General features: G+C 60.1%; 20 protein-coding genes. 17 read left to right on the top strand and 3 right to left on the bottom strand.

Going from position 1 to position 25,107, the window contains the following annotated elements:
• Nucleotides 1-34: 34 nt before the first annotated feature.
• Nucleotides 35-487, bottom strand: a complete 453-nt coding sequence (locus V3H56_RS23670; protein WP_042728456.1) for an Lrp/AsnC family transcriptional regulator — start codon at nt 485-487, stop codon at nt 35-37.
• Between the two features lie 162 nt (nt 488-649).
• On the opposite strand from V3H56_RS23670, the gene yedA reads away from it, so the two are divergent.
• The 16 genes from yedA (at nt 650) to V3H56_RS23590 (ending at nt 22,018) form a co-directional block, all read left to right on the top strand.
• Complete coding sequence (yedA, locus tag V3H56_RS23665; protein ID WP_042728455.1) at nt 650-1,552, top strand: drug/metabolite exporter YedA; 903 nt, start codon at nt 650-652, stop codon at nt 1,550-1,552.
• Between the two features lie 58 nt (nt 1,553-1,610).
• The gene (locus tag V3H56_RS23660) at nt 1,611-2,945 is read left to right on the top strand and encodes a DEAD/DEAH box helicase (RefSeq protein ID WP_212803053.1); all 1,335 of its coding nucleotides are present in this window, start codon (nt 1,611-1,613) and stop codon (nt 2,943-2,945) included.
• A gap of 256 nt (nt 2,946-3,201) precedes the next feature.
• Nucleotides 3,202-4,512: a UDP-N-acetyl-D-glucosamine 6-dehydrogenase gene (gene wbpA, locus V3H56_RS23655; RefSeq protein WP_042728453.1), complete on the top strand. Its 1,311-nt coding sequence runs from the start codon at nt 3,202-3,204 to the stop codon at nt 4,510-4,512.
• A 94-nt stretch (nt 4,513-4,606) separates the two neighbouring features.
• On the top strand, nt 4,607-5,554 hold the full coding sequence (locus V3H56_RS23650) for a Gfo/Idh/MocA family oxidoreductase (RefSeq protein ID WP_042728452.1): 948 nt from the start codon (nt 4,607-4,609) through the stop codon (nt 5,552-5,554).
• Nucleotides 5,555-5,655: 101 nt separating this feature from the next.
• A complete protein-coding gene (gene wbpD, locus V3H56_RS23645) occupies nt 5,656-6,240 on the top strand; it encodes a UDP-2-acetamido-3-amino-2,3-dideoxy-D-glucuronate N-acetyltransferase (RefSeq protein ID WP_047736321.1) in 585 nt (194 codons plus the stop codon).
• Complete coding sequence (locus V3H56_RS23640) at nt 6,237-7,328, top strand: DegT/DnrJ/EryC1/StrS family aminotransferase (RefSeq protein ID WP_042728450.1); 1,092 nt, start codon at nt 6,237-6,239, stop codon at nt 7,326-7,328. The genes wbpD and V3H56_RS23640 overlap by 4 nt, the downstream gene beginning before the upstream one ends.
• Nucleotides 7,325-8,410: a UDP-N-acetylglucosamine 2-epimerase (non-hydrolyzing) gene (gene wecB / locus V3H56_RS23635; RefSeq protein WP_042728449.1), complete on the top strand. Its 1,086-nt coding sequence runs from the start codon at nt 7,325-7,327 to the stop codon at nt 8,408-8,410. The genes V3H56_RS23640 and wecB overlap by 4 nt, the downstream gene beginning before the upstream one ends.
• Nucleotides 8,407-9,189, top strand: a complete 783-nt coding sequence (locus V3H56_RS23630; protein WP_038859231.1) for an ABC transporter permease — start codon at nt 8,407-8,409, stop codon at nt 9,187-9,189. Before wecB ends, V3H56_RS23630 begins: the two co-directional genes overlap by 4 nt.
• A 64-nt stretch (nt 9,190-9,253) precedes the next feature.
• Complete coding sequence (locus V3H56_RS23625) at nt 9,254-10,963, top strand: ATP-binding cassette domain-containing protein (RefSeq protein ID WP_160310723.1); 1,710 nt, start codon at nt 9,254-9,256, stop codon at nt 10,961-10,963.
• Nucleotides 10,960-14,280 (top strand): glycosyltransferase, encoded by a 3,321-nt coding sequence (locus tag V3H56_RS23620; protein ID WP_338473921.1) that lies wholly within the window; start codon nt 10,960-10,962, stop codon nt 14,278-14,280. The genes V3H56_RS23625 and V3H56_RS23620 overlap by 4 nt, the downstream gene beginning before the upstream one ends.
• A 53-nt stretch (nt 14,281-14,333) precedes the next feature.
• The gene (locus V3H56_RS23615) at nt 14,334-15,371 is read left to right on the top strand and encodes an acyltransferase family protein (protein ID WP_080922015.1); all 1,038 of its coding nucleotides are present in this window, start codon (nt 14,334-14,336) and stop codon (nt 15,369-15,371) included.
• A 10-nt stretch (nt 15,372-15,381) separates the two neighbouring features.
• Nucleotides 15,382-16,353, top strand: coding sequence for a hypothetical protein (locus V3H56_RS23610; protein WP_144419394.1), 972 nt, complete (start codon nt 15,382-15,384; stop codon nt 16,351-16,353).
• A gap of 7 nt (nt 16,354-16,360) precedes the next feature.
• Nucleotides 16,361-17,584: a glycosyltransferase gene (locus V3H56_RS23605; protein ID WP_144419393.1), complete on the top strand. Its 1,224-nt coding sequence runs from the start codon at nt 16,361-16,363 to the stop codon at nt 17,582-17,584.
• 108 nt (nt 17,585-17,692) lie between these two features.
• Nucleotides 17,693-19,564, top strand: a complete 1,872-nt coding sequence (gene asnB, locus V3H56_RS23600) for an asparagine synthase (glutamine-hydrolyzing) (RefSeq protein ID WP_234407977.1) — start codon at nt 17,693-17,695, stop codon at nt 19,562-19,564.
• Between the two features lie 4 nt (nt 19,565-19,568).
• Entirely contained in the window at nt 19,569-20,795 is a 1,227-nt protein-coding gene (locus V3H56_RS23595; RefSeq protein ID WP_161796093.1) for a glycosyltransferase family 4 protein, read from the top strand.
• Entirely contained in the window at nt 20,792-22,018 is a 1,227-nt protein-coding gene (locus V3H56_RS23590; RefSeq protein WP_080964295.1) for a glycosyltransferase family 4 protein, read from the top strand. Before V3H56_RS23595 ends, V3H56_RS23590 begins: the two co-directional genes overlap by 4 nt.
• 37 nt (nt 22,019-22,055) lie before the next feature.
• Here V3H56_RS23590 and V3H56_RS23585 read toward each other — a convergent pair whose 3' ends face one another.
• On the bottom strand, nt 22,056-23,303 hold the full coding sequence (locus tag V3H56_RS23585) for a TIGR03862 family flavoprotein (protein ID WP_338473920.1): 1,248 nt from the start codon (nt 23,301-23,303) through the stop codon (nt 22,056-22,058).
• A 195-nt stretch (nt 23,304-23,498) separates the two neighbouring features.
• Nucleotides 23,499-24,419, bottom strand: coding sequence for a histone deacetylase (locus V3H56_RS23580; protein ID WP_047736316.1), 921 nt, complete (start codon nt 24,417-24,419; stop codon nt 23,499-23,501).
• Between the two features lie 74 nt (nt 24,420-24,493).
• Between V3H56_RS23580 and V3H56_RS23575 the strand changes: the two genes are divergently transcribed.
• Nucleotides 24,494-25,063: a GNAT family N-acetyltransferase gene (locus tag V3H56_RS23575; protein ID WP_042728439.1), complete on the top strand. Its 570-nt coding sequence runs from the start codon at nt 24,494-24,496 to the stop codon at nt 25,061-25,063.
• Nucleotides 25,064-25,107 lie beyond the last annotated feature (44 nt).

Here is a 25,107-nt window from a genome sequence, read left to right as displayed (position 1 = left end):
CACCACAGAACCCTTGTGGGAGCGGGCTTGATCCTTATTTCCCGTTGCCTTCCAACTGCCCCAGTGGCACACGCTTTTCAATGGCGCTGGACAGCACGATCGAGGTCTTGCTGAAGCCGAACTTGGCGATGCGGTTGATCAGTGCTTCCAGCTCCGGCATCGAGCCCACTGCTGCCTGCATGATCACGCAGGGGTCGCCGGTTACCCGGTGGCATTCGGTCAGTTGGGGGATCTTGCACAAGTCGTCGTATGCCTTCTGGTTGCCGTGCTGGTTCATCCGCAGTTCGATCACGCACTGCACCGGCAGGCCGATCTTCGCCATGTCGACCTTGGCCTGATAGCCGGTGATCACCCCGCTGGCCTCCAGCTTGCTGACGCGCTCGGCCACGGCCGGCGCCGACAGGTTCACTTTGCGGGCCAGGTCGGCGTAGGAAGCCCGGCCGTTTTCCAACAGGGCGGCGAGCAACATGCGGTCGTATTTATCCACGGGGAGGGCGTCCAACTGAGATGACTTTCGAAAGCACGGTTTATAGCGTCGATCTCCTTGTTTTGAAAAGTGTATGGCTGCGATAAACAGGTTTTGTAGCTTATTTTCCGCTCGTCGCCTTTCTAGAATAGCGGCTCTCCTTGTCCTGACTTCGAGCTGACCATGCCGGGCCTACGCCGTTTTCCTCTGCCACTGATCGCTGCCTTTTTCGCCTTGTATGTCATCTGGGGGTCGACCTACCTGGTGATCCGCCTCGGCGTCGAGCATTGGCCGCCGCTACTCCTGGCAGGTATTCGCTTTGTGTTGGCCGGGTCGTTGATGTACGGCTTTTTGCGCTGGCGCGGGGCACCGGCGCCGACCTGGGCGCAGTGGAAGGCCGGGGCCCTCATCGGCGTGTTGCTGCTCAGCTTTGGCAACGGCGCGGTCAGCGTGGCCGAGCACTCGGGCGTGGCGTCCGGGGTGGCGGCCCTGGCCGTGGCCACGGTGCCGTTGTTCACCTTGCTCTGCGGATATTTCTGGGGCGCGCGTAATACTCGTCTGGAATGGGCCGGCATCGTGCTCGGCTTGATTGGCATCGCCATGCTCAACCTGGGTTCCAACCTGCAATCGAGTCCGTTGGGGGCGACCTTGCTGTTGTTCGCGGCCGCGTCCTGGGCCTTTGGCTCGGTGCTGAGCAAACACGTGCCGCTGCCGGCGGGAGCAATGGCCAGCGCCGTTGAAATGCTGGTGGGCGGCGTGGTGCTGCTGATCGGCAGCTTCGTCAGTGGTGAGCACCTGGAGCGCGTACCGCCGTTCGAAGGCTGGTTCGCGCTGGCCTACCTGACCTTCTTCGGTTCGATCATCGCCTTCAACGCCTACATGTACCTGCTCAAGCATGTCCGTCCGGCGGCGGCCACCAGCTACGCCTACGTCAACCCGGCGGTGGCGGTGTTGCTGGGCATCGTGTTTGCCGGCGAGACCATCGGCATTGAAGAGGCCTTGGCGATGCTGGTGATCATCAGCGCGGTGGTGCTGATCGGGCTGCCCCAGTGGCGCAAGCCCAAGCCTGCGCCGGTCGAATCCTGAATTGAGGTAAACTGCCGCGCATTGCACACCATGCGCTGACTTTTCCTACGGTATTTCCATGACTTTCGCCTCCCTTGGCCTGATCGAACCCTTGCTGCGCGCCCTCGACACGCTCGGCTACCAGACCCCGACCCCGGTGCAGGCCCAGGCCATGCCGGCGGTGCTGGCCGGTCGTGACCTGATGGCCGCGGCCCAGACCGGCACCGGCAAGACCGCCGGTTTCGCCGTGCCGCTGTTGCAGTTGTTGACCACCGAAGGGCCGAAAGTGGCGGCCAACTCGGTGCGGGCGCTGATCCTGGTGCCGACCCGCGAACTGGCCGAGCAGGTCCATGAAAGCGTGCGTGAGTACGCGCAGAACCTGCCGTTGAGCACCTACGCGGTGTACGGCGGCGTCAGCATCAACCCGCAGATGATGAAGCTGCGCAAAGGCGTCGACCTGCTGGTCGCCACGCCGGGGCGCCTGCTCGACCTGTTCCGCCAGAACGCGCTGAAGTTCAACCAGCTGCAAACCCTGGTGCTGGACGAAGCCGACCGCATGCTCGACCTGGGCTTCTCCGAGGAACTGGCGAATATCTACCGGGCGCTGCCGAAGAAGCGCCAGACGTTGCTGTTCTCGGCGACCTTTTCCGACGCGATCCGCTTACTGGCCGGGCAGATGCTCAACGACCCGCTGAGCATTGAAGTGAGCCCGCGCAACGTGGCTGCCAACACCGTCAAGCAATGGGTGGTGACGGTGGACAAGAAACGCAAGCCGGAACTGTTCGTGCACCTGATGCGCAAAGACAAGTGGAAGCAGGTGCTGGTGTTCGCCAAGACCCGTAACGGGGTTGATGCGCTGGTGGAAAAACTCCAGGGCCTGGGCGTCAACGCCGATGGCATCCACGGCGACAAGCCCCAGGCCACGCGCCAGCGTGCACTGGACCGTTTCAAAGTGGGGGAGGTGCAGATCCTGGTGGCCACCGACGTCGCCGCCCGTGGCCTGGATATCGAGGATTTGCCGTTGGTGGTGAATTTCGACCTGCCGATCGTGGCCGAGGACTACATCCATCGCATTGGCCGTACCGGTCGGGCGGGCTCGACCGGGCAAGCGATTTCCCTGGTCTGCGCCGACGAAGTGAATCTGCTGTCAGCCATCGAAACCCTGACTCGTCAGACGCTGCCCCGGCAAACGGAGCATGATTTCGAGCCGGAACACCGGGTCCCGGAAACTGACGCCAGCGGCCAGGTCATCAAGAAACCGAAAAAGCCGAAGAAACCGAAAACCGCCGGCGGTGGCGGCAAGCGTAACCTGGGCAAATGGGTGGACAGCGGTGATGCGGCGCCGGTGGAGCCTTCGGTCAAGCCTGTGCGTAAAGTGCCGGTGTTCAACACCGGGCCGCGCAAGAAAAAATAGCTGTGCGGGCGATTTGCGCCCCTCCGTGCAAAAAACGGCCACTCTTTATTGCCGTTCGTCGCCCCGAGAACCTTTGATCCGCCGCCGTTCACCCGCGCATTGAGGGGCGAACCGCGGCGCTGATCGTGTGCGACCAGATCGTAGGAATTTTCCTGACTTTTGCAAAGATCGGGATTTGTCCTATGAGCAGGCGGCCACGCCTTGGTAACATGTCGTACATATGGAGTTCTTCATTTTGTTGGGAGTGGTTGGGTAGATGGGTGTGGTCGAAGCAAGTATTGCTAAATTCAAGAGTAAGGATGCGGTAATCGGGATCGTAGGCCTGGGTTACGTCGGATTGCCGTTGATGCTTCGCTACAACGCTATCGGTTTCCGCGTCCTGGGAATCGATATCGATACCGATAAAGTGGCCAAACTCAATGCGGGCCAGAGCTACATTGAGCACATTGCCAGCAGCCATATCGCCCAAGCACGGGCGACGGGTTTCATGGCGACGAGCGACTTCAGCAAGGTCAGCGAATGTGATGCGCTCATTCTGTGCGTGCCGACGCCGCTGAACAAATATCGCGAGCCGGACATGAGCTTCGTGATCAACACCACCGACGCCATCAAGCCTTATCTGCGCGCCGGCCAGGTGGTTTCGCTGGAAAGCACCACATACCCGGGCACCACCGAGGAAGAACTCCTGCCTCGCGTCGAGGAAGGCAACCTGGTCACTGGCGAAGACATCTTCCTGGTCTACTCCCCCGAGCGAGAAGACCCGGGCAATCCCGATTTTGAAACCCGTACCATTCCCAAGGTCATCGGTGGCCACACACCTAACTGCCTCCAGGTCGGTATCGCCCTTTACGAGCAGGCCATCGACCAGGTCGTGACGGTCAGTTCCACCAAAGCCGCCGAGATGACCAAGCTGCTGGAGAATATCCATCGCGCGGTGAACATCGGTCTGGTGAACGAGATGAAGGTCGTGGCCGATCGCATGGGCATCGACATCTTCGAAGTGGTTGACGCCGCGGCCACCAAGCCCTTCGGTTTTACCGCGTATTATCCTGGGCCCGGGTTGGGCGGCCATTGCATCCCGATCGACCCGTTCTACCTGACGTGGAAGGCTCGCGAGTATGGCCTGCATACGCGCTTCATCGAGCTTTCCGGCGAAGTCAACCAGGCCATGCCGGAGTATGTGGTCGGCAAGTTGATGGACGGATTGAACAACGAAGGCAAGGCCCTCAAAGGCAGCCGAGTGCTGGTCCTGGGGATTGCCTACAAGAAGAACGTCGATGATATGCGCGAGTCGCCATCGGTCGAAATCATGGAGCTGCTCGAAGCCAAGGGCGCCGTCGTTGCCTACAGCGACCCGCACGTCCCGGTATTCCCCAAGATGCGTGAGCACCATTTCACGCTGTCGAGTGAGCCGCTTACGGCGGATAACCTGGCGTCGTTCGACGCAGTGATTCTCGCCACAGACCATGAAAAGTTCGACTACGAACTGATCAAGGACGCCGCTCGCCTGATCGTCGACAGTCGTGGCAAGTACCGTACGCCCGCGGCGCACATCATCAAGGCCTGACAGCCGGTCTACAGGGTCGGACCCGCAGGATACAGGCTTTGCCTGCCCATTCTGCGGGGCCCGCTTCGAGGCAATACCCCTTTGAGGTCTTTCCATGAAACGTTTTGCTCTTATCGGCGCTGCCGGCTATATCGCCCCGCGCCATATGCGCGCTATCAAAGACACCGGTCACGAGCTGGTCTGCGCCTACGACATCAATGATTCGGTCGGGATCATCGATAGCCTGTCGCCACAAAGCGAGTTCTTCACAGAGTTCGAGCGCTTTTATGACTACGCCTGGCGGCTCAAGCGCGATCCTGCCACGGCGCTGGATTTCGTTTCGATCTGCTCCCCCAACTACCTGCATCATCCGCATATCACCGCGGGGCTGCGCCTGGGCTGCGACGTGATCTGCGAAAAGCCGCTGGTGCCGACCACCGCCATGCTCGACGACCTGAGCCTGACCGAGCGGGAGACGGGCAAGCGCCTGTGGAACATCCTGCAACTGCGTCATCACCAGGCCATCATCGACCTGAAAAATCGGGTCCAGGTCGAAAAGCGCGCCCACAAGCATGAGGTCGACCTGACCTACATCACCAGCCGGGGCCGGTGGTACATGGAAAGCTGGAAAGGCGACCCTCGCAAGTCGTTCGGCGTTGCCACCAACATTGGTGTGCACTTCTACGACATGCTGCATTTCATCTTCGGCAAATTGCAGCGTAACGTCGTTCACTACGCCAACGATTTCAAGGCGGCTGGCTATCTGGAATACGAAAATGCCCGCGTGCGTTGGTTCCTTTCCATCGACGCCGATGACCTGCCGGCGTCTGTGAAGGGCAAGAAACCGACGTACCGCTCCATTACGTGTGATGGCGAGGAAATCGAGTTCTCCGAAGGCTTCACCGACCTGCACACGGTCAGCTACCAGGCGGTCCTGGATGGCAAAGGCTACGGCATCGAAGATGCGCGGCACTGTGTTGAAACGGTGGAGACCATTCGCACCTTGACCCCGACTCGCGCCCAAGAAGGCGAAGGTCACCCGTTCGTAGCAGGGCTGAAGTAAGCCCAGGGAACATGGTGGCAACATGAAACAGCAGGTTGCCAGCATTGCGGTAACCCGCTGTTTTTGTATATGCGTACCATGACGTACATCAGGACTCAAACGTGAACTACTACCAGCATCCCAGTGCGATCATCGATGATGGCGCCCAGATCGGCGAGCAATCCCGTATCTGGCACTTTGTCCACGTCTGCGGTGGCGCGCGCATCGGTCGCGGCGTTTCGCTTGGCCAGAATGTGTTTGTCGGAAACAAGGTGGTGATCGGCGACCACTGCAAGATCCAGAACAATGTTTCCGTCTACGATAACGTCACCCTTGAAGAGGGCGTTTTTTGTGGACCGAGCATGGTGTTCACCAACGTCTACAACCCCCGTTCGCTCATTGAGCGAAAAAACGAATACCGCGACACCCTGATCAAGAAGGGCGCGACGCTGGGAGCCAACTGCACGATTGTCTGCGGTGTGACCATCGGCGATTACGCTTTCGTGGGAGCCGGTGCGGTGATCAATCGTGATGTACCCGCCTATGCCCTGATGGTCGGTGTCCCTGCCCGGCAGATCGGTTGGATGAGCGAGTTCGGCGAGCAGCTGGACTTGCCGTTGAGCGGAGAAGGCTCTGCGCCGTGCGCCCATTCCGGGGCCACGTATGTGCTCAGTGGGAATGTGCTTAAAAAGGAGAACAAGCAGTGATCGAGTTCATTGACCTCAAGGCTCAGCAGGCGCTGATCAAGGTGCAAATCGACGCGGCTGTCCAGCGTGTCATGGCCCATGGGCAATACATCCTTGGCCCTGAAGTGAATGAGCTTGAAGAGCGCCTGGCAGCCTTTACCGGCGCCAAATACTGCATCAGCGTCGCCAATGGGACCGATGCCCTGCAGATCGCGCAGATGGCGCTCGGCATTGGCCCGGGCGATGAGGTCATCACTCCGGGATTTTCCTATATCGCCACGGCCGAGACCGTTGCCTTGCTCGGAGCGAAGCCGGTCTACGTCGATGTCGACGCCAAGACCTACAACCTGGATCCCGCGCTGCTGGAAGCGGCCATTACGCCGAAAACGAAAGCGATTATCCCGGTCTCGCTGTACGGCCAGTGCGCCGACTTCGACGCGATCAATGCCATCGCAGCCCGGCATGGCATCCCGGTGATCGAGGATGGCGCGCAAAGCTTCGGCGGGCTTTATAAAGGCAAGCGCTCCTGCAACCTGAGCACCATTGGCTGCACCAGTTTTTTCCCGAGCAAGCCCTTGGGCTGCTACGGCGATGGCGGTGCGATGTTCACCAACGATGAGAACCTGGCCAAGGTGCTGCGGCAGATCGCCCGGCATGGCCAGGACCGTCGCTACCACCATGTTCGCGTCGGCGTGAACAGCCGGTTGGACACGCTGCAGGCGGCGATCATGCTGCCCAAGCTGGACGTGTTCGAGACCGAGCTGCGTCAGCGCGAGGACGTCGCGCAACGTTATGCCCGATTGCTGGAGCAGGCCGACATCGCCGCTCCGTTCGTGGCGGCGACCAGCCAGAGTGCTTGGGCCCAGTACACGGTGCAAGTGGCTTCGCGCGATGCTGTCCAGAAACACCTGGCGAGTGCCGGCATCCCTACGGCCGTGCATTATCCCATCCCCCTGAATCGCCAACCCGCGGTCCGGGACGAGCAGGCACACCTGCCGGTCGGCGATGCGATCGCCGCCCGCGTCATGAGCCTGCCCATGCACCCCTACCTCGATGAGCCTTCCCAGCGCCTTATTGTCGACACCTTGAAAGAGAGCCTTCGCGTATGACCTGCAAGATCGTAACCATCGTTGGCGCTCGTCCACAATTCATCAAGGCCGCGGCGGTTTCCCGGGAAATCCTCAAGCATCCGGAACGCCTGGTGGAAGTCATGGTGCACACCGGGCAGCATTACGACCCGAACATGTCCCAGGTTTTCTTCGACGAACTGGAGATCCCGGCACCCAAGTACAACCTTGAAGTGTCCGGTGGGACCCATGGCGTGATGACGGGGCGGATGCTTGAAGGGATCGAGCAGATCCTCCTTGAGGAAAAACCGGATTGGGTGTTGATCTACGGTGATACCAACTCGACATTGGCGGGCGCGCTGGCGGCAGCGAAGCTGCACATTCCCGTCGCCCATGTCGAGGCAGGGTTGCGCTCGTTCAATATGCGCATGCCGGAAGAGGTCAACCGTATCCTGTCCGACCGGGTGTCGACGCTGCTGCTGTGCCCCACGGCCCTGGCCGTCGATAACCTGGCCAAGGAAGGGCTCCGCGAAGGGGTGCACAACGTCGGCGACGTCATGTACGACGTGGCGCTGTTCTACCGCGAGCGCGCCAAGGCGCAAAGCCAGGTCATGGCGCAGCTGGGCTTGAAGGAGGGGGCTTTTGCGCTGGCGACATGCCATCGTGCTGAAAACACCGACGATCCTCAGCGCCTGGGTGAAATCATGGCCGCTCTGGCCGACATTGCCGCGCAGATGCCGGTCGTTCTGCCGCTGCACCCACGTACGCGCAACCTGCTCAAGACCCATGCATTGGAACATCACCTGAGCACCATCAAGGTGGTAGACCCGTTGCCGTTCCTGGACATGGTTGCCCTTGAGCAGGCGGCCAACGTGATCCTGACCGACTCGGGCGGCGTGCAGAAAGAGGCCTATTTCTACCGGGTGCCGTGCATCACCCTGCGCGATGAAACGGAATGGGTCGAAACTGTCGAGCTGGGCTTCAACCAGTTGGTCGGTGCCAATCGCAATGCGATTAAAACGGCAATGGCCAACCGGTCTATCCCTGAAGGCCAGGCAGATGTCTACGGCGACGGTACCGCCGCCGCACGCATCGTCGCTATCCTGGAAAGCACCCGGCCATGAATCCGATTTCAATCATCTGGCGTCACATCCACGTGTTGTGGGCGACGACCTTGACCGATATACGCAGCCGCTTCATCGGCACGATCTTTGGTGTCGCGTGGATCTTCCTCTACCCGTTGCTGTTCCTCGGCCTGTATGCCGTGGTCTACACGATGATCTATCGTGTACGGGTCGCGGAGTTCGGCACCTTCGACTACGTGCTGCTGATATTTTGTGGCCTGGTGCCCTTTCTCGGTTTTTCCGAGGCACTGGGCAGCGGGGTGGGATCGGTACTTGGCAACAAGGGGCTGATCAAGAACACGCTGTTCCCGATCGACCTGATTCCCGTCAAGACCGTCCTGGCCAGCAGCGTGACGATGCTGGTGGGGCTGGTGATGTTGCTGATGGTGTTGTGGAGTCGTGGCATCGTCCATTCCACGCAGCTGGCGATCCCCTTGATATTGGTGCTGCAGATCATCTTCACGGTAGGCCTGATCTGGATACTCTCGGCGATCAATGTGTTCGTACCCGACCTGAGTCAGATGGTCGCGGTGCTTATCCTGTTCCTGATGCTGGTATCGCCTATCGCCTATACGCAGGAAATGATCCCCAAGGAACTCATTCCCTTCATGTACCCCAACCCGTTGTACTACCTGATCATGCTGTATCGGGATGCGGCGTTCATCGGGGTCATCAAGCCTGGGCTGCTGGCCATTTTCACCGTCATTTCGTTCTCCACTTTCTTCTTGGGTGGATTTGTCTTTTCGCGATTGAAGCCGTTATTTGCCGATTATGTCTGAGCCGATCATTGAACTAGCCTCCATCGCCAAGATGTACCGGATTTTCCGTTCGCCACGCCATCGTATGGTTGAGGCGCTGGGTTTTCCCGTGGCCCGGTCGACCTACGACGAGTTCTGGGCGGTGCGCAACCTGTCGTTGACGATCAAGCCCGGGGAACGCGTGGGGCTGGTGGGGCGCAACGGTGCCGGCAAGAGTACGATGCTCAAGCTGATCGCCGGGCTCATCCAGCCGACCGAAGGCACGGTCAAGGTACGTGGCAAAGTCCAGGCGTTGATGGAGCTGGGGACGGGGTTCCACCCCGAGTTCACCGGTCGCACCAACGTCATGTCGTCTTTCGCCTACCAGGGTGTGACGGGGGCTCGTGCCAGGAAACTGCTTGACGATGTGCTGGAGTTCGCTGAGCTCGAGGAATTCATCGATAAGCCGGTAAAGACTTATTCATCCGGCATGTACTCGCGACTGGCCTTTGCGGCAGCCACGGCCATACGCCCGGAAATCCTCATCATCGATGAGATTCTTGGCGCCGGTGACTCGTATTTTGCCGGCAAGTCCGCCAAGCGGATGCGTACCTTGACGGCGGAAGGTTCTACCGTCTTGTTCGTTTCCCACGATATGTCCGCCGTGCAGATGATCTGTGATCGCGCCATTTGGGTCGAGCGCGGCAGGATTGTCGCCGATGGCGACCCGATCGAGATCGGCCGCTCCTATGCGGCGTCCATCCGCAAGCAGGAAGAGCTGCGCCTGAGGGCGATCAACCTGAAGCTCAGTCGTGGGGATGTCAGTGAATTGCTGACCGACACCGAAGTCGACCGCGTGTCGGTGCTGCGTTTCATCTCCGCTGCCGACGATGCGCCGACAACTCCCCTGGCGGTGTTCGAGATGACGCTCGAGCACAAGGGTGAAGTCATCGACAACGTGCTGGTTGGAGAAGCCCTGGACGATGACCGTAACCAACGGCTGCACCTGTTGACCGCCCATGGCTACATGAACTGGGGGGCGCCAAGCAAGACCTCCGAAGGGATCAGCTACCGGGAGTTCAAGGACTGTGGCGGGCAATACAAGCATGCCCCCGTCAGCATCAAGGTCCCGTTGGGGCTGGGCGAGCTGGGTGAGTTTGCCGTGACCATCCGGCACACCGGCACGGGGGCGGGCGAAACGGTCTACTGCCAGATATTCGATGGCTTGGAATACATCACCATCGGCACGTTGGAGCCGGCTGCCGAGAATGGGCAGATGATCAGCCAGCGTTTTGCTCTCAGCTCCTTCGTGCCTTCGGCGACCGACAATGCGCCGGCCGTGGCCGAGCGGTCCGATTTTGAATACGGCGAAGGCAGTGCCTGGATCGACGGCGTCGACTTCCTGGATCGGCACCAGGAGTCACGGCGCGTGTTCTCTTTCGGCGAGCCACTTTACGTCCACGTGAAATGGGGTGCCAAGGTCGATATCCCCTGTATGTCGTTCATCATTTGCATCTATGGCATGGACGGGCGCTGCGTGGCGCAGGTTGTGTCGCCGTTCATTTCGTCCACGCGGGACCGACGCACTGGGCTGGTCAAGGCGCAGTTCGACCCGCTGATGGTCGGCGTGGGGGACTACGTGATCTCCGTGGGTATTTTCGATGGCATGACCGAGAGCCAGGCGAGCGGCGAACACCCGCTGGACGTCCATGATCGTCAATACCGCATTCGTGTGACGGCGCCTTTGGATGTGCGCATGGAGCGCGGTTTGGTCGTGCACCCGGTGGAATGGGTCAATCTGGAATCCGTTGAATGAGTAAGCGTTCCGAGATCAGTTATTTTGCCCAGGCCGACCTGTGGAGCCGCAACGCGGTTTCCGAGCAGGTCGCCGTTGCCGAGGATCTGATCGAACTGATCCCCGATTCGGTAAACACCATTCTCGACGCCGGTTGTGGCAACGGTACCGTGACCAATCGCCTGGTGCCACGCTGGGACGTAGTGGGCTGCGATATCAGTGAGGCTGCGGTCAAGCGTGTGCAAGCGCCCGCCCTGGTGGCCGACTTGTGTGCGATCCCGTTTGGCGACCGCAGTTTTGACCTGACGCTTTCCAGCGATGTGATCGAGCATTTGCCCGACTCCATCTATGCTCAGGCCCTGGCCGAGATTGCCCGGGTATCGGCACGCTATATCCTGGTGGCGGTTCCTTACCGCGAGCTGCTCGAGGCGGCCGAAATCACCTGCCCGGCGTGTGGCACGCGTTATCACGCCCATCTGCATCAGCGCAGCTATACGCTGGAGGACGCGATATCGCTGTTCGCCCCGGCATTCTCGGCGGTGGACGTACGGTTTTCCGGTGAGTCGTGGACGTTTGAAGACCCCAAGATAGTTGAGGCGTCGCGTGCCTTGTCGGGCCTGGATTACCCATTCGAGGACGGTATCTGCCCCCATTGCTCCACCCGCCGCGGGCCCGTGGAGCGGTCGAGCTCCGCCCTGATGGTGCAGCGCCGTTTCGAGGCGTTGCAGGCGATGCAGTCGGCGCAAGGGCTGCGCAGGATGCCCGACACCAGTGAAATTCTGGTGTTGTTCGAGCGCGGCGCGGCGGCGACAAGCCACTGGGCCACGCCCGATAGTGACGCATCCTTCGATGAATCGGGTTTCGCATTGTCCAGTCTGGCCCTGCGGGACAATCCGTTCAATTATCCGCGCAGCGTCTACCGCATCCAGAGCGACGCCGATTACGGCATAGTCACGGTTCCCCGGCGTCCCGAATCGGTGCAGGTGGAAGTGGGCGAACTGGAATCCCTTGAGGTTTACGATCACGTTCGCGGGCGCTACGTCAGCTGCCCTCGGGACAATGAGACCGGGACCTATCAGCTGGCCCCGGTTCCGTTCGGTCCCCATGGCTGCATCCTGCGCATGCTTCACCCCAGCGCCGACTTGCAATTGCAGATGACGTTCGAGGAGGCCGATCAGCGCAAGATCATTGCCTGTTGCCTGGGCGATGATCCCAGCGTCGCTCAAATGCGCGAAGAGGCAGGCAAATTCTCGGCCCTGACCGAGCAATTGGAGATTACGCGCTCGGCCCTTGAGGACAAGCTTCAGGAAAAAGAACGAGCGCTGCTCGAGCAGACCCAGGCGATGGCCAGGGTCAACACACTGGCCAATGAACTCGAGGACAAGCGCGCCGAGTTGGAAGACCGTTACACCCAACTCAGCGAAAGGGCCTCGGCCCAGGAAGTACTGATCAGCAACGGCGAAGTTCGTGTCGAGGCGCTGGCGAGCGAAAACGAACGGCTTTGCTCGCAGATAGCGAACCTGCAGGCCGAGCTCGACGGGACTCGGCACCACGGTGAAGCCTATCGGTTCGAGATTCAGCAACTCACGCTCAAGGTTGAACAACTGAGCCACCTTGCCAATGAACTCGAAGCCCGGCGAGATGCCCTCGAGCGTGAGCTCCAGTCGCGTGATCAACAGTTGAAGAGCCTGCAGGGCCTGTATGACTCGGCGCTGCTGCAAAAAGAACACTGGATCGAGAAAAACAGCGAACTCGAACTCAGGCAGCACGACCTGGCCATAACGATCGAAGCGCTTGAGTCGCAAGTCAATCAGGCACAGATCATCGCGCTTGAATACCAGAACGCCGTTGAGCGGATCGAAGTTCTGGAGCTGGAAAAAACCACGTTGAGCCTGGAGTTGGAAAGTCTGAACATGGAAGTTTCGGCGCGTTCTCACGAATTGGCAGAAAAACACCGTGTTACGCAGCACTTGAATGACTTGTCCGAGCGCCTGGAAAGCCAGCGTGAAATGCTGGAGGCCAAGGTCAAGAGCCTGGGCATGACCATCAACGGCCTGGTGGAGGAGAAAACCGAATACCAGATGTTGGTCGATGCGTTGCATATCCGCCTGGGGGAAGGCCTGCACAGGGAGGTGAACCAGCCACGCAAGGTCCTGGTGCTGTCGCATATGTATCCTCGCGAATACAACATGGTTGGCGGGATTTTTGTCCATGAGCAGGTCAAGGCCCTCAGGGCCCAGGGCATCGACGCCCGCGTGGTCAGCGGCGAGCCGTTCTGGATCAACACCGTCAACCCCAAGGCGATCAGGCGTGCACTGAATATCTACCGGGCCCAGAAAATCAGTGGCTGGGAGGAGCATGAAGGCGTGCCGCTGATCCGCTTCCCCTATATTGTCAGTTCACTGCTGCCTTTCCAGGCCCATGCCACGACTTACTCCCATGGGTTGCTACGCCAGGCCGAGTGGTTGCGGGCAGACTTCGATTTCGAACTGATCCATGCCCACACCGCCTACACCGACGGCACCGCAGGTCGCCGCCTGGCCAGCAAGCTGAACGTACCGTTGGTCATTACCGAACACACCGGACCTTTCACGACCTTGACCCGTACGCGCTACTTGCGCCGCATGACGCAAAAGGCCCTGAACGCGGCTGACAAGGTGATCGCGGTCAGTTCGGCGTTGCTCTCGGACATGCGTCGGGAGGTCAAGCTCAAGGCGGGTGTCCATACGCAAGTGATCGCCAACCTGGTCGATACCGAGCTGTTTGGCGAACAAGCGGTCACGCGCGACGAATTGATCCATTTGTTGTGGGTCGGTCACTTCGTGCCCGTCAAGCGAGTCCCGGTACTGCTGGAAGCCTTCGCCGTAGCACTCCAGTCGGAACCGCGCCTGCGCCTGCGCCTGGCGGGCAGCGGGGAAGGACTCGAGGACGCCCAAGCCCTGGTGGACAGCTTTGGCATCGGGCACGCCGTGGAGTTCTCCGGACGCGCCAGCCGCACGCAATTGGTCGATTACTACCGTGAATGCGATTTCCTGGTGATCTCCAGTGAAAGCGAGACGTTTGGCGTGGTGGCGATCGAAGCCATGAGTTGCGGCAGGCCGGTGCTCACCACTCGCTGCGGCGGCCCTGCCGAGATCGTTTCGCATTCACAGCTGGGGCATGTCGTGGGGATGAGCGTTGATGAATTGACCCAGGGGATGCTGACGATGGCTCGCCAACGGGAAACCTTCAACAGTCGGGTCATCCGTAAAGTGACCGAGCTGAAGTTCTCCAGCGCCAGCATTGCCCAGGAAATCGCGAACGTGTACTCGGCCTCGATGGAAAACCGCAAGCGCTAGATGTCCATCAGCGTGCTGACTTACAAATAATTCAACAGGGATGCTTTCGTTCAATGAATCAAGTCATAACAGGTTCGCCCGTGCGGGCGCATGATTCGAACCTGGATTTTGTGCGGGTGGTCGCTTGCCTGGCCGTAGTGCTGCTGCACGTTTCCGCGCGGCCGATCTACATGCAGGGCGAATTGAGCATGTGGGCCTGGTTTCTCGGTGACGCCGTCAGCTCGTTAACTCACTGGTGCGTGCCGGTGTTCGTGATGCTGAGCGCTGTGCTGATCCTCGGCAATGCCAAGACAACCTATCGCCATATTCTGACCTCCCGCGTGCCGCGCATGCTGGCTGTGCTGTTCATCTCTTCGGTGATCTATGCCCTATGGATGAAGTATTTCCAGCAGGCCTTTGTCTGGACCGCGTTCTTGAGAGCCATTGTCCTGGGGCAGCCGTATTACCACTTGCACTTCTTCTACCTGATCATCGGGCTTTACCTGATCGCGCCACCGCTGTCCCAGGCCGTGGTCAACATGCAAGAGAAAGACCTGCGCAACGCGGTCATCGCCACGTGCACCCTGACCATGGTGACCTTTGCCTGGAGCACGTTTTCCCGCACGTACACGCCCAATGGCGGTAGCTTCTCCTGGTCGTATATCAGTTACTTCCTGCTGGGGTATTACCTGTACAAGTTTCGACCCAACCTGCCTTACGCGATGATCGCCTGGTTGGGTTACCTGGTCACGGTGGTCGGAACCTTCGCGCTGGCCTACGGTTTTGGCAGTGCCTACACGTGGAAGCTGTACTTCTTCAGCTATTTCAGCCCGACGGTTTTCGCCATGTCCATCGGTGTCTGGGGGTTGAGCCTGCAAGTCGCGCAAAAAGTCAGGATTCCCGGGCTCAAGCGGCTGGCTCCGCTGACGCTGCTGGTCTACATCCTCCATCCGATTTTCATGGAATTGTTGCGCTCGCAATACGCCAAGGTCTCTCCCTCGTTGATGAGGCCATTGATAGAAGTGCCATTGACCTTCGTGCTGACGACCCTCTGTGCTTTTGCCACAGCCTGGTTGCTGTACAGGATTTCCTTTATTCGTCGTTTATTTTAAGGGTGTGCAAGTGAGTAACTCTAAGAGCCGTGCCGTGATACTTGCTTCGGCTGCCGTCGTGGCAGTAGCCGGTTTGGGGTATGCATGGAAAAACAACTTGCTGTTCGGTGGTGTCTTTAACTGGAGCAGCGAGCCGGTCGTGCGTGTCCAGCCGGGGTCGGAAGACTCCCTGCATGTCGAATACCCTTCGGTCTTCAAGGTCGGCGATGCGAACGCAATGCTGTACTCCGGGTATGGCGACGATCATCGCTGGAGGATCAAGCTGGCCACCGCGCAGAACGACACCGACTACGTCAAGCAGGGCAACATCTTCGACGAAAAGCTGCTTCCATTCAAAGGCGCCTACGCTTTTCCGTTTGTCAGGAAGAACCTGGTAAACGGTGCAACCCGCTATGAGCTGTTCTTTTCCGTGACCGAAGATGGTTCGGCCTCCTACTCGGCGATCTATCGTTCCACCAGCACCAATGGCCTGCGTTGGGAGACCCCCAAGAAACTGTTGGGCGACAGTGCCCTTGACCCGGTTGTGTTCAAGCACAATGGGCGCGACACGATCGTCTACACCTCCACGGTCAACGGGAACAATACGATCAAGGCGGCCGAACTGAAGGCCGATGGCGGCGTGGGACCGAGCACTGTGGTGTTGAACCCGGACAGTGGGATCTACACATTGGGTGTTGTCCACGTCAATGACAAGCCTGTGCTCTTCGTGGAAACCCCGAACAGTTGGGATGCCTATTGCTTCAATGCATCGGACAAGCTCGTTGCGGCAAGCCAGGAGCCGGTGTTCACGTTCAAGGACAATACCGGGAAAGCGTGGGATGGCTTGAAGTACGGCATGTACTTCTTTGAAGAGGCCGACTCGCCAACCATCTATTACAACGGTATTGAAGCGCATGGCGTCGAGCAGGGCGGGCAAATTGGCGTTGCCAGTTACGATGCCGGCAACTTGACCAGCAAGTTGAACTTGACCCAGTGTCAATGAATCGGGATTGCAACGGCGCATGAATATTTTGATGACAACAGCCGATCATTTGATGATCGATCGGCGGATTCTGCAGGAAGCCCAGACATTAGTTGAGCAGGGCCACCAAGTGACGTTGTTGGCGGGTTTCGAATGTCCGCAGCGCGAGTCTTACTCGCACAATGGCATAAAGATCGAGCGGTTCATGTTCGATTGGGGCGATTCGCGGTTTTCAGCCCTGGCACGTCGCTATAACCTGCAACCAGGCTCGAGCACTTATAACCGGGCCTGGCGCTTGTTCCGGGCCTGGGCCAACCGTGTGGCGAGCTTGAACAGCTTCGAGCAGTTCATTCTCGATCGAATGACGGAATACCAGGTCGATGTGCTGCACGTGCATGACTTTCCCATGCTGGCGCCGGCCGTCGAATTGGCGAAGATGCGCAAGGTTCCGCTGATCTACGATGCCCACGAACTGTACTACGCCCAGGTGCAACTGCCCGAGGCCACCCAGAGAAAGTACAAGAAAAAGGAATCGCGGCTGATCAAACAGGTCGATGCAGCGATTACCGTCAACCCGTACATTGCCAAGCTGATGGCCGAGCGCTACGCCGTCACGGCCCCGCACGTCATCATGAACGCGGCGCCCAAGGTGCCGGTGGCGTCGACGTCCTTGCTGCGCGAGCGCTTCGGTCTTGCGCCCGATGACAACATTCTGCTGTACCAGGGCTGGATCTCCGACAATCGGGGCATTGAGCGCATCGTCGAGGCGGCGGCCAACTTTGCCGCCAACACTTATCTCGTGCTTGTGGGATACGGTGCATTCGAGGACACCTTGAAAAAACTGGTCATGGAGCGAAACCTCGGAGATCGGGTGTTCTTTTATGGCGGGGTGCCGTCGGATGATCTGCACGAACTGACCTGCGACGCCGACCTGGGCATCATTCCCTACCATGGCGTCGACGAGAATAATTACTTCTGCAGCCCCAACAAGTTGTTCGAGTTTGCGGTCGCCGAGTTGCCTTTCATCAGTAACGACTTGCCGTTCCTTCACGATATCGTCGCTACTTATGGCAACGGTTTGCTGGCGGACTTGAATTCTGCCGAGGCCATTGCAAGTGCGGTCAACCAATTGTTCGGCGACTCAGCGAAAATGGCGGCGCTGAAAGACGGGGCGAAGAAAGCCCGGGAAGCGATCAATTGGGACGTGGAAGGTGAAAAGTTGCTGAATATCTATCAACGGGTTACGGGCTGACTTCTTAGAAAGTTTGAACGACGCGTCAGTTATTGTTTGTTTAGGGCAGGATGGTTTTTTATGTGTGGGATTGCAGGGATCGTAGCGGTTTCAGGAACGCCAGAGTCGATGCGTGGCTCCGTCATGAAGATGATGGACGCCATTCGTCACCGTGGCCCCGATGGCGAGGGCACCTGGCTTGATCCTGCTCGGCCTGTGGCGCTGGGACATCGGCGCCTGGCAATTATCGACCCGGAACACGGCAAGCAGCCGATGACCACCGAGGACGGTCGTTACACGATCGTTTTCAACGGCGCCATCTACAACTACCTGGAGTTGCGCCGCGAGCTTATCGGTCGAGGTCACCCGTTGCACAACTACTCGGACACGGAAGTGTTGCTGTACGCCTTCCGCGAGTGGGGCGAGCGTTGTGTCGATCGCCTGATCGGCATGTTTGCCTTTGCCATCTGGGACCGCCTCGAACAACGTCTTTTCTGCGCTCGGGATCGGATTGGCATCAAGCCGTTCTACTACCATTTCGATGGCCAGAAACTCGGGTTCGCCTCCGAGATCAAGGCACTCTTTGCCGATGGCTCCCTGAAGGCGGAGTCCAATTCGGACGGTTTGCAGGATTACCTGACGTTCCAGTTTTGCCTGAACGAGAAGACGCTGTTCAAAGGTGTCCAGAAGCTTGAGCCGGGTTATCACCTCAGCGCCTGGTATGAGGGCAGCCAGCTCAAGATCAAGACTTCCCAGTACTGGGATCTGCAATACAACATCGACGAGCGCCATGACGAGCGTTACTTCGTCGATAACCTCGCGGCCCTGATCGAAGACTCGGTGCGCATGCACTTGCGCTCCGATGTGCCGTTGGGCGCGCACTTGTCCGGCGGCCTGGATTCCAGCGCAGTCGTGTGCCTGGCGTCGAGGATGTTGGGTGGCGAGCAGCTCAAGACATTCACCGGGGCTTTCCATGAAGGCCCGCAGTTCGATGAGACGGGGCACGCCAAGGCTGTATCGGCGTTCGCCGGTACCGACTACAACGAGGTGTACATCCCGGGCAGCGAGCTGGCCGACCTGCTCCCCAAGCTGATGCACTTCATGGATGAGCCGCTTGCCGGCCCAGGCCTGATTCCACAGTATTACGTTTCGCGCCTGGCTGGCGAACAGGTCAAGGTCGTACTGGGCGGGCAGGGCGGTGACGAGCTGTTCGTAGGGTATGCCCGCTACATGGCGGCCTACCTGGAGAAGTGCTTGTCCGGTGCGATCAATGAAACGGCGAACCAGCATCGCTATGCCGTTTCGCTGGAATCGATCATCCCCAACCTGTCGTTGCTCAAGACTTACCAGCCAATGTTGCAGGGGCTATGGCGCGAAGGGCTGTTCGCCTCGACCGACCAGCGCTATTTCCGCTTGATCGATCGCAGTGAAGGCATGTCGCACCTGTTCAACCCGGATGCCTTCGACAAGGGCTACTCGCCGTTCGAGTCCTATCAGAAAATCTTCAATCGCGAAGGCCTGCATTCCCTGGTCAACCAGATGACCTACTTCGACCTCAAGGGCTCCCTGCCGGCGTTGCTTCACGTTGAGGATCGCACGAGCATGGCCGCCTCCATCGAGTCGCGCGTGCCGCTGCTGGATCACCGCATCGTGGAGTTCATGGCGACCATTCCGCCGAACATCAAGTTTGCTGGCGGGCGCATGAAGCATCTGTTCAAGGAGTCCGTACGCAACGCGGTGCCGCAGAGCATTTTCGAGCGCAAGGACAAGATGGGCTTCCCGACGCCATTGACGCAATGGACCAAGGGCGTTGCCCGCGATTTCGTTCGCGACACGCTGCTGTCCGAGCGAGCCCGCTCGCGCGGGTTGTACAACGCGCAATCCGTCGAGAAGGCATTGAACAGCGAAAGCGAGTTCGGACGGGTCGTCTGGGGGTTGCTGTGCATGGAGCTCTGGCATCGCAACTTTATCGATGGAGACCTGCAACCGGGTGGTATCTGAAATCATGCCGAATGCCCCGCGGGTCTTGATGCTCTGTAACGACAGACAGATTGACCGAAGAATCCTTCTCCAGGCAGACAGCCTGGAAGAGGACGGTTGGGACGTCACGATCCTGGCCATGCCGGCGGATGAACTCATGGGGACGGATGACCGCCGCGTACGGCGCATCGGTGCCCAGACCGAGTCGACTGCACGCAAGGAAAATCGGGTGCTTGAGGCCTATGGCCTGATGCGCCGGCATCTACCGATGAACGGTCGCCTGATGCGTGCCATGAAATCCCTTGCCTGGCGCTTCCTGGTCGATCATGAGCGTTTCTACCTGAACCTGTTCCTGGCCGATGGGCTTCAACACAAGGCTCAGGTGGTGGTGGCTCACGATCTGCCGATGCTGGCGGTGGGGCGCACGTTGTCCGAAGCGTTCGAGGCGCGCCTGGTCTACGACAGCCATGAGCTCTACAGCGAGCAGGAGTTCTCTCGGGGACAGCGCGCCAGTTGGGCCCAGGTCGAGCGTCGGCATATACAGGCCTGTGATCGCGTGATTACCGTCAACCCCTCCATCGCCCGCGAGCTGGAGGCGCGTTATGGGGTGGCTGAAGTGGCCGTTATCCACAATGCCGAGCGTATCCAGCCGCAAACCGAGCGTTCCTGGTACTTGCACGAGCGCTTTGGCATTCCCCGCGAACATCGCGTGTTGTTGTTCCAGGGCGGTTTTTCCGCCGGGCGCAATCTGCCTGAACTGGTCGAGGCCATGGCATTGTTGCCCCGCGACGCAATCCATCTGGTCCTGCTGGGAGACGGTCAGCTTGCCACGGGTCTGCAGCGCCTGGTCGAGCGCAAGGGACTGGCGGCACGGGTGCACCTGCATCCGGCGGTGGCCCAAGCGGATCTGCTTGCAATAACGGCCTCGGCCGATGCGGGTGTCATCCCCTACCAGCCGATCTGCTTGAACAACTATTACTGCACGCCGAACAAACTGTTCGAATTCATGGCGGCGGGGCTGCCGATCCTGGCCAGCGACCTGCCCGAACTTCGCCGCCTGGTGGAGGGAAACCGGATCGGCTGCGTGGGCGATCTTTCGACGCCCCGGGCGATCGCCGGCATGATCGAGACTTTTTTTGCCGATGGACAAAGGCTGCAGCACTGGCGTGAGCAACTCACCGTGGTTCGCCAGGCGCTGAGCTGGCAGCAGGAAGGCGAGCGGCTCAAGCAACTGTACAAGGCGTTCAAATGAAAGTCGCAGTGGTTTATCAGTACTATCAGGGGCACTCGTCTCCGGGGCATTCGCTGGTGTACGAACTGACCCAGCATCTGGCGGCTGAGGGCCATAGCGTGACGGTGGTGTCCGGGCAAACCGGTTACATGCAGCGCGACACACCCGTACTCCCTTGGTACCGGCGGCTGATCCTCAAGGAAAAAGAAGGCCTGGTTAAGATCATTCGTACCTACACCTACAGTGAATTGCATCGCAGTTATCTGGGGCGGTTGATCAGTTTCCTTTCATTCTCCGTGACAGCGCCCTTTGGTCTTCTGAGGGCCGAAAGACCGGATGTCGTGCTGGCCTCCTCACCCCCTATCTTCCCCATGCTTCCCGTGTGGGTGGTGTGCAAGCTGCGAGGTATACCGCTGGTATTCGAGGTCCGGGACCTGTGGCCGGAGTCTGCCGTGCAGATGGGGATCCTGCGCAATCGGTTGCTCATTTCCATCATGTCCTGGATGGAGCGGTTGCTCTATGACAAGGCGCAACGCATCGTCACCCTGACCCAGGGGATTCGCAATGACATCCATGCGCGCGGCTGGCCTGCGAGCAAGCTGGAAGTCATTACCTGTGGTGTCGATACCCAGATGCTCTATCCGGACGCCGAAGCTGGAAGTGTGGTGCGTCGCAACTTCGGTTGGGAGGGGCGCAATATCGTCCTGTACTTCGGCGCCATGGGCGAAGCCAATAACCTGGATGTGGTCATTGATGCCGCCGTGCAGTGCCAGGATGAAAACACGCTGTTCCTGTTGATCGGTGACGGCATGAAGCGGCCCTACCTTGAGCAGCGGATTGCCGAGCTGAACATCGATAACGTATTGATCCTGCCTCCGGTGTCCAAGCACGAAGGGCGGGGTTTCATCAACGCCGCCGATGTATGCCTCGTCACCTTGAAGGACATTCCGTTGTTCAGGGGCGCCATCCCTACGAAGCTGCTCGATTACATGGCCTGCGGTCGCCCCGTGTTGTGCGGTGTCGAAGGAGAGGCTGCCGAGATCGTCAAGGATGCGAAAGCCGGGATGGTGTTTGAGCCGAACAATGGCCATCAACTTTCAGTCATCATTGCCGACCTGATGCGCAATGAGCCTCTGCGCAACAAGATGGGGCAGAGTGGGGCGCAGTATGTAAAGAGCAACTTCGATGCGGTGCAAAGCCGAACGGCAATGACCGCGCTGCTCAAGGCTGTTTCAGTCGGCTAGGCTGCCAGGCCTGGCCTGCCCGGCGTGAACGAGTGGCTCAGGATGCCGTGCCCTTCCTGAGCCAATCCAGCACGCCCAGCCCCGCACGGTAGCCTGTCGCAAAGCATGCCGTGAGCAGGTAGCCGCCGGTCGGCGCTTCCCAATCGAGCATTTCCCCTGCAACGAAGACCCCTGGAACGGACCTCAGCATCAGGTTCTCGTCCAGGCCGCTGAACACCACGCCGCCGGCACTGCTGATGGCTTCATCCAGCGGACGAGGCTTGACCAGGGTGATGGGCAGGGCCTTGATTGCCTGGGCGAGCCGTGCTGGGTCGGCGAAGGCGTCGGCGGGGGTGAGTTCGCGCAGCAGCGCGGCCTTGACCCCATCCAGGCCCAACTGGCTGTGCAGATGCTTGGCCATCGAGCGTGAGCCGCGTGGCTTGCCGAGGGCCTGGAGGACTTTGTCCACAGGCCGGCCGGGCAGCAGGTCCAGATGGAGCGTAGCGCTGCCGTGTTGGTTGATGGCCTCGCGAATCGATGCCGACAAGGCATAGACCAGGCTGCCCTCGATGCCGGTGGCGGTGATCACGCATTCACCGAGGCGCGGCACCTCGTCGTCCAGGCCCAGGGCGACGTTCTTCAGCGGCGCACCGGCGAACTTGCTGACCAGCAGTTCGCTCCAGGCCTGGACGTCGAAGCCGCAGTTACTCGGTTGCAGCGGTGCCAGGGTGACGCCACGTTGTTCCAGGGGCAGCATCCACGCGCCGTCGGAGCCCAGGCGCGACCAACTGCCGCCACCCAGCGCCAGCAGCGTCGCGGCGGGGCGCACGGCGTGTTCGCCTGCCGGCGAGGCGATCTTCAGGCTGCCGTCGGCGTTCCAGCCGAGCCAGCGATGGCGCGTGTGGATCGCCACGCCGCCGTCGCGCAGGCGCTTGAGCCAGGCCCGCAGCAGCGGGGCGGCTTTCATGTCGGTGGGAAAGACCCGGCCGGAGCTGCCGACAAAGGTGTCGATGCCCAGCTCATGGATCCAGCGGCACAACTCATCGGCACCGAAGCTGCGCAGCAACGGTGCGAGGTTCGCCGCGCGCTCGCCGTAGCGAGACAGGAACGCCGGAAAGGCTTCGGAGTGGGTGATGTTCATGCCGCCGACACCGGCCAGCAGGAATTTGCGACCCACGGAGGGCATGGCGTCGTACACATCGACCTGGATCCCGGCCTGGCTCAATACCTCGGCGGCCATCAGGCCGGCGGGGCCGCCACCGATGATGGTGACGTTTGGAGGGGTGGATGGGCCGGTCGAGGTCATGATGGGCGCTGACAAAGAAGTGAGTAGGCGCGGCATTCTATCAGCACGCAAATCCTGTGGGAGCGGGAGATGCCGGTGTAGGTGCTCAAAAAACACTCAGGGCTCTGCAGGCCATGTCCGGCATGGCCTGCAAGTCGTTTCGCTCAGGTTATCCACAGGCCGCTCCACAGGCATTGTGGGTAACGCGCCCTGGTTTCAATGACAACCTGATGACGTCCAGACCTTTTGTGCGCTGTGGTGCAGGATCCCGTGGCGGCGGGCCAGGGCCTGGCGATCCTTGCTGTAGCCGCCGCCGATCACGCCGACCACCGGGATGTCGCGCCCCAGGCAATGGCGCATGACCCGTTCGTCGCGGTCGGCGAGGCCTTCGTCTGTCAGCTTCAGGTAACCGAGGGCGTCGTCCTTGTGCACATCGACGCCAGCGTCGTACAGCACCAGGTCCGGCTGGTACAGGGGCAACAGGTAGTTGAGGGCGTCGTCCACCACCTCCAGGTAGGCGGCGTCGCCCATGCCCATGGGCAGTGGAATGTCCCAGTCGCTTTGTGCCTTGCGTGCCGGAAAATTCTTTTCGCAGTGCAGGGAAACTGTCACTGCGTCGGGAGTGTCATGAAGTATTCGCGCGGTGCCGTCGCCCTGGTGCACATCGCAGTCGAAGATCAGCACCCGCGAGACCCGGCCGCTGGCCAGGAAATAGCGGCTGATCACGGCCAGGTCGTTGAAAATGCAGAAGCCGGCCGGGTGGTCGTAGTGGGCATGGTGGGTGCCGCCGGCCAGGTGACAGGCCAGGCCGTGCTCAAGGGCCTGTTCGGCGGCCAGCAGCGAGCCGCCCACGGCGCGAACCGTTCGGCGGGCCAGGGCGTCACTCCAGGGCAGGCCAAGGCGCCGTTGGTCCTCGCGGGACAACTCGCCCCCCATGTAGCGTTCGATATAGGCACGGTCATGGGCCAGGGCGAGGATGTCCGGCGGACACAGTGAAGGGCGCAGCAGGTCGGCGTCGCGGGTCAGCCCGCTGTCGACGAGGTGATCGCGCAACAGGCGAAACTTGTCCATGGGGAAACGGTGTTCCGCCGGGAATTCGGGGCTGTAGTCTTCGTGGTAGATCAGCGGCAACGGCATGGTGTTTTTCAAAGGTGATTTAAGTGACGGATCCTACCAGCGATGTAGACTCAGGGCATGGAGAGGGAGTGAAGATGGAGCCGATACTCGAATTGGAAAGCGCGCGGCTGGTCTTGCGCCAGTGGCGTGACGACGACTTGCCGGAATTTGCCGCCATGTGCGCGGACCCGCAGGTGATGCGTTATTTCCCTGCGCCGCTGAGCCGCCTGGAAAGCGCCGCGCTGATCGGGCGCGTGCGCGGGCATTTTGCCGAGCACGGTTTCGGTTTGTGGGCGTTGGAGCGCAAGGACACCGGCGCCTTCGTCGGCTTCACCGGCCTTGGCGTGGTCGGCTTCGACGCACCGTTCACCCCGGCGATCGAGATCGGCTGGCGCCTGGCCCGCGAGCACTGGGGCCTGGGGTATGCCAGCGAAGCCGCGTGGACCGCGCTGCGGTGTGCCTTCGATGCCTTGGGGCTGGAGGAAGTGGTGGCGTTCACCGCCGTCGACAACCTGCCGTCGCAGAAGGTCATGCAGGCCATCGGCATGCAGCATGACCCGGCGGACGACTTCGAACACCCAACACTCGCAGTCGGCCATCCGTTGCGTCACCATGTGCTCTATCGCATCAATCGTGAGCAGTGGTTGCAGACCCTTCACGGTTAGCCAACACGGACGTTTACAATGCCCGCCCAATGGCCCGGGCCAAC

Source organism: Pseudomonas sp. MS646 (assembly GCF_036693845.1).
Classification (GTDB): Bacteria; Pseudomonadota; Gammaproteobacteria; order Pseudomonadales; family Pseudomonadaceae; genus Aquipseudomonas; species Aquipseudomonas chlororaphis_E.
This window is presented reverse-complemented; position numbering and strand designations above follow the sequence as displayed.

Excerpts from the sequence above, each read along its gene's own strand:
- V3H56_RS23650 (WP_042728452.1), top strand. The coding sequence starts at position 4,607 with ATGAAACGTTTTGCTCTTATCGGCGCTGCCGGCTATATCGCCCCGCGC.
- asnB (WP_234407977.1), top strand. The coding sequence starts at position 17,693 with ATGCGTGGCTCCGTCATGAAGATGATGGACGCCATTCGTCACCGTGGC.
- V3H56_RS23615 (WP_080922015.1), top strand. The coding sequence starts at position 14,334 with ATGAATCAAGTCATAACAGGTTCGCCCGTGCGGGCGCATGATTCGAAC.
- V3H56_RS23575 (WP_042728439.1), top strand. The coding sequence starts at position 24,494 with ATGGAGCCGATACTCGAATTGGAAAGCGCGCGGCTGGTCTTGCGCCAG.
- V3H56_RS23660 (WP_212803053.1), top strand. The coding sequence starts at position 1,611 with ATGACTTTCGCCTCCCTTGGCCTGATCGAACCCTTGCTGCGCGCCCTC.
- V3H56_RS23595 (WP_161796093.1), top strand. The coding sequence starts at position 19,569 with ATGCCGAATGCCCCGCGGGTCTTGATGCTCTGTAACGACAGACAGATT.
- V3H56_RS23580 (WP_047736316.1), bottom strand. The coding sequence starts at position 24,419 with ATGCCGTTGCCGCTGATCTACCACGAAGACTACAGCCCCGAATTCCCG.
- wecB (WP_042728449.1), top strand. The coding sequence starts at position 7,325 with ATGACCTGCAAGATCGTAACCATCGTTGGCGCTCGTCCACAATTCATC.
- V3H56_RS23625 (WP_160310723.1), top strand. The coding sequence starts at position 9,254 with ATGGTTGAGGCGCTGGGTTTTCCCGTGGCCCGGTCGACCTACGACGAG.
- wbpA (WP_042728453.1), top strand. The coding sequence starts at position 3,202 with ATGGGTGTGGTCGAAGCAAGTATTGCTAAATTCAAGAGTAAGGATGCG.
- V3H56_RS23620 (WP_338473921.1), top strand. The coding sequence starts at position 10,960 with ATGAGTAAGCGTTCCGAGATCAGTTATTTTGCCCAGGCCGACCTGTGG.
- V3H56_RS23590 (WP_080964295.1), top strand. The coding sequence starts at position 20,792 with ATGAAAGTCGCAGTGGTTTATCAGTACTATCAGGGGCACTCGTCTCCG.
- yedA (WP_042728455.1), top strand. The coding sequence starts at position 650 with ATGCCGGGCCTACGCCGTTTTCCTCTGCCACTGATCGCTGCCTTTTTC.
- V3H56_RS23585 (WP_338473920.1), bottom strand. The coding sequence starts at position 23,303 with ATGACCTCGACCGGCCCATCCACCCCTCCAAACGTCACCATCATCGGT.
- V3H56_RS23630 (WP_038859231.1), top strand. The coding sequence starts at position 8,407 with ATGAATCCGATTTCAATCATCTGGCGTCACATCCACGTGTTGTGGGCG.